4 protein-coding genes are annotated in these 6946 nt (G+C 52.9%); 3 read left to right on the forward strand and 1 reads right to left on the reverse strand.

Annotated elements, in window-relative coordinates; all coding sequences use genetic code 11:
* Positions 1-143: 143 nt before the first annotated feature.
* Complete coding sequence (gene copA / locus A31E_RS19755) at positions 144-2645, reverse strand: copper-exporting P-type ATPase CopA (RefSeq protein WP_000083928.1); 2502 nt, start codon at positions 2643-2645, stop codon at positions 144-146.
* Positions 2646-2906: 261 nt separating this feature from the next.
* Between copA and glsA the strand changes: the two genes are divergently transcribed.
* The 3 genes from glsA (at position 2907) to A31E_RS19740 (ending at position 6832) form a co-directional block, all read left to right on the forward strand.
* Positions 2907-3839: a glutaminase A gene (glsA, locus tag A31E_RS19750; protein ID WP_001278189.1), complete on the forward strand. Its 933-nt coding sequence runs from the start codon at positions 2907-2909 to the stop codon at positions 3837-3839.
* Between the two features lie 2 nt (positions 3840-3841).
* On the forward strand, positions 3842-5134 hold the full coding sequence (locus A31E_RS19745; RefSeq protein ID WP_000982141.1) for an APC family permease: 1293 nt from the start codon (positions 3842-3844) through the stop codon (positions 5132-5134).
* 342 nt (positions 5135-5476) lie between these two features.
* Positions 5477-6832: a TolC family outer membrane protein gene (locus A31E_RS19740; RefSeq protein WP_016248426.1), complete on the forward strand. Its 1356-nt coding sequence runs from the start codon at positions 5477-5479 to the stop codon at positions 6830-6832.
* Positions 6833-6946: the final 114 nt, after the last annotated feature.

Below are 6946 nucleotides of genomic sequence, written 5' to 3' on the forward strand. Positions count from 1 at the left end.
CTGATGCGACGCTGACGCGTCTTATCAGGCCTACAGACTTGTGCCCGAACCGTAGGCCGGATAAGGCGTTCACGCCGCATCCGGCAGTCGTGCGTTAATGCCAAATGCGCCGCCCTGAAGCAGCGCATCCGGCAATGACGTACTTACTCTTTCGGTTTAAACCGCAGCAACCGGTTGGCGTTGCTCACCACGGTAATCGACGAGAGTGCCATGGCTGCTCCGGCAACCACCGGGTTAAGCAAGGTTCCGGTGAACGGCCATAAAATACCGGCGGCGACGGGGATCCCAATGCTGTTATAGATAAACGCACCAAGCAGATTCTGCTTCATATTACGCAGCGTTGCGCGGGAGATGGCGAGCGCATCGGCAACGCCCATCAGACTATGGCGCATCAGAGTAATCGCTGCGGTTTCAATCGCAACATCACTCCCACCGCCCATTGCAATACCGACATCCGCCTGGGCCAGTGCTGGCGCGTCGTTAATACCGTCACCCACCATTGCGACCTGACGCCCCTCGCTTTGCAGACGTTTAATCGCTTCGGCTTTACCATCCGGCAATACACCCGCAATCACTTCATCAATCCCCGCTTCTTTGGCGATCGCATTGGCGGTCGTTGGGTTATCCCCGGTCAACATCACCAGACGATATCCCGCTTTATGCAGCCGTTGCAGCGCCGCCACGCTATCACTACGTAATGGATCGCGTACTGCCAGCAGGGCTACCGCTTTACCGTCAACCGCCAGCAGCACTGGCGTTGATCCTTGCGATGCCTGGGCGGTAATCTCCGCTTCGATAGCTTTCGTATCTACTTGCTGATCATTTAACAGCGCCTGATTCCCCAACAGCAGCGCATGGCCTTCTGCTTCACCGCTCACGCCCAGCCCGCGCAATGTGCGGAAGCCGTTGACTTGTGGCAGTTGCATATCGCCTGCTTTATCGAGGATTGCCCGCGCCAGTGGGTGGCTGGAACCTTGTTCCAGTGCCGCCGCCAGACGCAGCGCCTGCGCTTCGTCAACATCAGCAAAGGTTTTCACAGTGACAACCTGCGGCTTCCCTTCGGTCAGCGTCCCGGTTTTATCGAAAACTACGGTATCCAGCGTACTGGCACGTTGCAGTGCGTCGGCGTCACGCACCAGCACACCGAACTCTGCCGCGCGGCCGACACCAGAAATAATCGACATCGGCGTTGCCAGCCCCAGCGCACACGGGCAGGCGATAATCAGCACCGTGGTGGCAATCACCAGGGTATAAACAATTTGCGGTGCCGGACCAAAGAAATACCAGATTGCCGCACTGATCAGCGCAATCACCACCACTACCGGCACAAACACGGCAGAGATTTTATCCGCCAGTTGGCCGATTTCCGGCTTACTGCTCTGGGCCTGGCGCACCATGCGAATAATCCGCGACAAGGTAGTATGGCTGCCAACCGCACTGGCGCGAAACAGCACGCTGCCGTCCTGCACCACCGTCCCGGCATGGACACTATCGCCTTCGCCTTTTTGCTGCGGAATAGGTTCACCCGTCAGCATTGCTTCATCCAGCCACGCTTCGCCCTGGGTAATCTCACCATCTACCGGCACACGATCACCGGTCGTCAGGCGCAGCAACATACCTGGCTGCACTTCAGCCAGCGGCACACTTTTTTCACCATCTTCGGTGACCAGTCGTGCCGTGGGCGGGGTTAAATCGAGTAATTTCTCCAGCGCTTTAGAAGAGCGCTGACGTGCGCGCGCTTCCAGCATATGGCCGAGATTAATCAGACCGATAATCATCGCGCTGGCTTCGTAATAAAGATGTCGCGCTTCCATCGGGAACCACTGCGGCCACAGGTTGACGCTCATCGAATAGAGCCACGCCACGCCTGTACCCAGCGCTACCAGCGTATCCATCGTCGCCGCGCCGTTCAGCAGGCTTTTCCATGCGCTGCGGTAAAAATGCCCACCCGCGAAAACCATCACCGCCAGCGTAATCAGGCCGATAACCAACCACAGGTTGCGGTTGTCGGCAGTGACCATCATGTTCTCGCCAATCATCCCCCAGACCATCACCGGGATACCCACCGCCAGGGCGACAATCGCCTGCCAGCGGAAGCGTTTCATAGTCGCGACGGCGGTTTCCTGCTGGCGCTCGCGGCGTTTAGCATCATCTTCAATCGCCTCTGCGCCGTAGCCCGCTTTTTCCACCGCCTGCACTAAATCTTGTGGGGAGGCACTGCCCATCACCAGCGCAGTGCGCTCCGCCAGGTTTACCCGTGCCTGGGTGACGCCCGGTACGCTTTGCAGCGCGTTCTGCACCCGGGTGACACAACTGGCGCAGCTCATGCCGCTCAGCAGCAACTGCTGACTATCGTCTTCGGCGGTCGCTGCCGGAAGCTCATCAGGAACCGCTGTCAGTGCTTCCGACGGGATTGATGACTCCGCCAGCGGTTTAGCCTTTGGGTGGCTTACTGATGCGTCATAACCCGCTTGCTTGATAGTTTCGATAAGCTGTTCTGCGCTGGCAGTACCGGTAACGTGCGCTTCAGTGATAGACACGTCCGCCTGCTCAACGTCCGGGCGCTGCTCAAGACTCTCTTTTACGCGTTTAACGCAGTGACCGCAGGACAAGCCGTCCAGGGTCAGGTCGATTGTTTGAGACATAATTCACTCCTTTAAGACAGTGTTGACTGACTGAGATAAAGGGTAAACCTTCCAGCAAGGGGAAGGTCAAGAAATTAATTAATCACCAGGATAAAAGTCAGTGAAGATTAAAAAATTGGCTCAATTTCCATCAGAATCAGACAATTATCTCTTTGTTTTCCTGTAGTTAATTTGCGGGTGCTAAGTTAAATCAGGATGCCTGAAAATTGGCATCGGGGTGAGGAATAACCTCCCGCATCTATAAAAAGGAGTTAACAAAAGATGTCAGATGCAAAAAATTTACAGCAGGCAGTGGACCAGGCATATACCCAATATCATTCACTGAGCGGCGGACAAAATGCCGATTACATTCCCTTTCTGGCGAATGTCCCCAGCCAACTGGCGGCAGTGGCTATTGTGACTTGCGATGGTAGCGTCTATCGCGCGGGTGACAGTGATTACCGCTTTGCGCTGGAATCCATCTCGAAAGTCTGTACGTTAGCCCTCGCGCTGGAAGATGTCGGCTCGCAGGCGGTTCAGGACAAAATTGGCGCTGACCCGACCGGATTGCCTTTTAATTCAGTCATCGCCTTAGAACTTCATGGCGGCAAACCGTTGTCGCCACTGGTGAATGCAGGTGCTATCGCCACTACCAGTCTGATCAAAGCCGATAATGCCGAGCAACGCTGGCAGCGGATTTTACACATCCAACAACAACTGGCTGGGGAGCAGGTGGCGCTCTCTGATGAAGTGAATCAGTCAGAGCAGACCACCAACTTCCACAATCGCGCAATTGCCTGGCTACTGTATTCCTCCGGATACCTCTATTGCGATGCGATGGAAGCCTGCGACGTGTACACCCGTCAGTGCTCCACGCTTATCAATACCGTTGAACTGGCGACGCTTGGCGCGACGCTGGCGGCGGGCGGTGTTAATCCGCTAAGCCAAAAACGTATTCTTCAGGCCGATAATGTACCGTACATCCTGGCCGAAATGATGATGGAAGGACTGTATGGTCGCTCCGGTGACTGGGCGTATCGCGTGGGGTTGCCCGGAAAAAGCGGCGTTGGCGGCGGTATTCTGGCGGTCGTACCTGGCGTGATGGGTATTGCCGCGTTCTCGCCACCGCTGGATGAAGAAGGCAACAGTGTTCGCGGACAAAAAATGGTGGCATCGGTCGCTAAACAACTCGGCTATAACGTGTTTAAGGGCTGATCATGATGAACACGGAAGGTGATAACGATAACAAACCCCTCGGGCTATGGAATGTCGTTTCCATCGGCATTGGGGCGATGGTGGGGGCGGGGATCTTTGCCCTGCTGGGGCAGGCCGCGTTGTTAATGGAAGCCTCGACCTGGGTCGCCTTTGCCTTTGGCGGTATTGTGGCGATGTTTTCCGGTTATGCCTACGCGCGGCTTGGGGCGAGTTACCCCAGTAACGGCGGGATTATTGACTTCTTTCGTCGGGGATTAGGTAATGGCGTCTTTTCGCTGGCTCTATCGTTACTGTACCTGATGACGCTGGCGGTGAGTATCGCGATGGTGGCTCGTGCCTTTGGCGCTTATGCCGTGCAGTTTTTGCATGAAGGCAGCCAGGATGAGCATCTTATTTTGCTGTACGCACTGGCGATCATTGCGCTGATGACACTATTTAACTCCTTAAGCAATCATGCGGTAGGGCGGCTGGAAGTGATCCTCGTCGGCATCAAAATGATGATCCTGTTGTTGTTGATCGTCGCAGGCGTCTGGTCGCTACAACCAGCGCACATTTCTGTCTCTGCACCACCCAGCTCCGGCGCGTTCTTCTCCTGTATTGGGATAACCTTCCTTGCTTATGCGGGCTTTGGCATGATGGCAAACGCAGCGGATAAAGTGAAAGATCCGGCGGTCATTATGCCACGGGCGTTTCTGGTGGCGATTGGCGTTACCACGCTACTCTACATTGCGCTGGCACTAGTGCTACTTAGCGATGTTTCGGCATTAGAGTTAGAAAAATATGCCGATACCGCCGTAGCGCAAGCCGCTTCTCCGTTGCTCGGACATGTGGGTTATGTGATTGTGGTCATCGGCGCTTTACTGGCGACGGCCTCAGCCATCAACGCCAACCTGTTTGCCGTGTTTAACATCATGGACAATATGGGCAGCGAGCGCGAACTGCCGAAATTAATGAATAAATCCCTGTGGCGGCAGAGTACCTGGGGAAACATCATCGTAGTGGTGTTGATTATGCTGATGACGGCGGCGCTGAATTTAGGCTCGCTCGCCAGCGTCGCCAGTGCCACTTTTTTGATCTGCTACCTGGCGGTGTTTATGGTCGCTATCCGCCTGCGTCATGATATTCACGCCTCGTTACCGATCCTTGTTGTTGGCACGCTGGTTATGTTGTTGGTGATCATCGGGTTTATTTACAGTCTGTGGTCACAGGGCAGCAGTGCGCTGATGTGGATTATTGGCGCACTATTACTAAGCCTTATTGTGGCAATGGTAATGAAACGGAATAAAACGGTATAAACTTTTCTGTGCGCGGTGCTTTCTGTACTGCGCTTTTATTTTTATCCTTAAATTAATCTCCTTTCTTATGCCTTTAATAAATAATTCACAAAAAAAAGATATATAGACGATAAAACTGTGATTTCTATCACTTCCTGGTATGGATTATTCTTAACAAGGATGATGGTAATCTAAAAGTCGTAGTGTATTCTTAATAAATGACGTATAAGCATTTCAACTGCATTTCTTTTAAAGGGGGAAGTAAAAACGAAAGAGATGCGCAAGTTATTACCCTTCTTAAATAAAATGATGCTGGTTATAAAGATCAGTTAAAATAATGACCTGGAAGGAAGTGACTTACCTATGGCGCGATTACAATTAAAAAACCGTAAAAATAAAGGTCTGATATTTTTAATAAGTTTTATTGTGATGGGAGGAGACGCGCTTGCTGCACCGTTACCACAATGGGCTAATGCCCCTGCGGTTACGCCGGTTGCCAGTTTATCCTTACAGGAAAGTATATTACGCGCATTTGCCCGCAATCCTGACGTCACCCAACAGGCGGCGCAGATAGGTATTGGCGAAGCGCAAATCGATGAAGCCAAAAGTGCCTGGTATCCGCACGTGGGTTTAACCGGCAACGCAGGCCCGTCGCGACAAACTGACTCCAGCGGCAGGCTGGATAACAACGTTTCTTATGGCATAACCCTGACGCAACTGGTGTATGACTTTGGTAAAACTAACAACAATATCAAACTGCAAACTGCCGCTCGTGATAGCTACCGCTTTAAATTAATGGCCACCCTGACCGATGTCGCAGAGAAAACGGCGACCGCCTATATGGAAGTTAGCCGTTATCAGGCTTTGTGTGACGCGGCGCAACGCAATATTCACTCGCTGGAAAATGTCTATAACATGGCGGCACTGCGCGCCAATGCCGGGCTGAACTCATCTTCTGATGAATTACAGGCCCAGACGCGTATTGCCGGAATGCGCTCGACGCTGGAGCAATATCAGGCACAGATGGCCAGCGCCAAAGCACAACTGGCGGTGCTGACCGGCGTACAGCCGGAGGCGATAGCCGCGCCGCCAGGCGAATTAGCCGAACAGCCAGTATCGCTAAAAAATATCGATTATCAGTCCATCCCACTGGTGCTGGCGGTAGAAAACTTACGCCAGTCGGCTCAGTACGGGGTAGAAAAAACCAAAGCGCAATACTGGCCCACGCTCAGTATTCAGGGGGGCAAAACGCGCTACCAGACCAGTGACCGTTCGTACTGGGACGACCAGTTACAGTTGAACGTCAATGCGCCGCTGTATCAGGGGGGCGCGGTTTCTGCTCAGGTGCAACAAGCCGAAGGGCAACAAAAAATCTCTGCCTCGCAGGTCGAACAGGCAAAACTGGATGTGCTGCAACGGGCGTCGGTGGCGTATGCCAACTGGACCGGTGCACGGGGTCGTGAAGAAGCAGGTTTAGCGCAATCCGAAAGCGCGCACAAAACGCGAGATGTGTACCAAAATGAATATAAATTAGGCAAACGCAGTCTGAATGATCTATTAACCGTCGAGCAAGATGTCTTTCAGGCGCAATCGGCTGAAATAAATGCCAATTATGATGGTTGGGTCGCAGCAGTTAATTATGCCGCTGCGGTTAATAACCTGATTCCATTAGCGGGAATTAAACAAGGCTTATACAACGACTTACCCGACTTGAAATAATCCTGCCATTATTAATAGTAGGGCTACATCGTTATTAAGTGATTTTACTCGTCATGCTTCAGGTTAGCATGAATTGCGGCTGCGTATCCTCTCGCTTGCCACCTTTCTGCAACT

Source organism: Escherichia sp. KTE159 (assembly GCF_000408805.1).
In the GTDB taxonomy this organism is placed as follows: domain Bacteria; phylum Pseudomonadota; class Gammaproteobacteria; order Enterobacterales; family Enterobacteriaceae; genus Escherichia; species Escherichia marmotae.

Excerpts from the sequence above, each read along its gene's own strand:
- copA (WP_000083928.1), bottom strand. The coding sequence starts at position 2,645 with ATGTCTCAAACAATCGACCTGACCCTGGACGGCTTGTCCTGCGGTCAC.
- glsA (WP_001278189.1), top strand. The coding sequence starts at position 2,907 with ATGTCAGATGCAAAAAATTTACAGCAGGCAGTGGACCAGGCATATACC.
- A31E_RS19745 (WP_000982141.1), top strand. The coding sequence starts at position 3,842 with ATGATGAACACGGAAGGTGATAACGATAACAAACCCCTCGGGCTATGG.
- A31E_RS19740 (WP_016248426.1), top strand. The coding sequence starts at position 5,477 with ATGGCGCGATTACAATTAAAAAACCGTAAAAATAAAGGTCTGATATTT.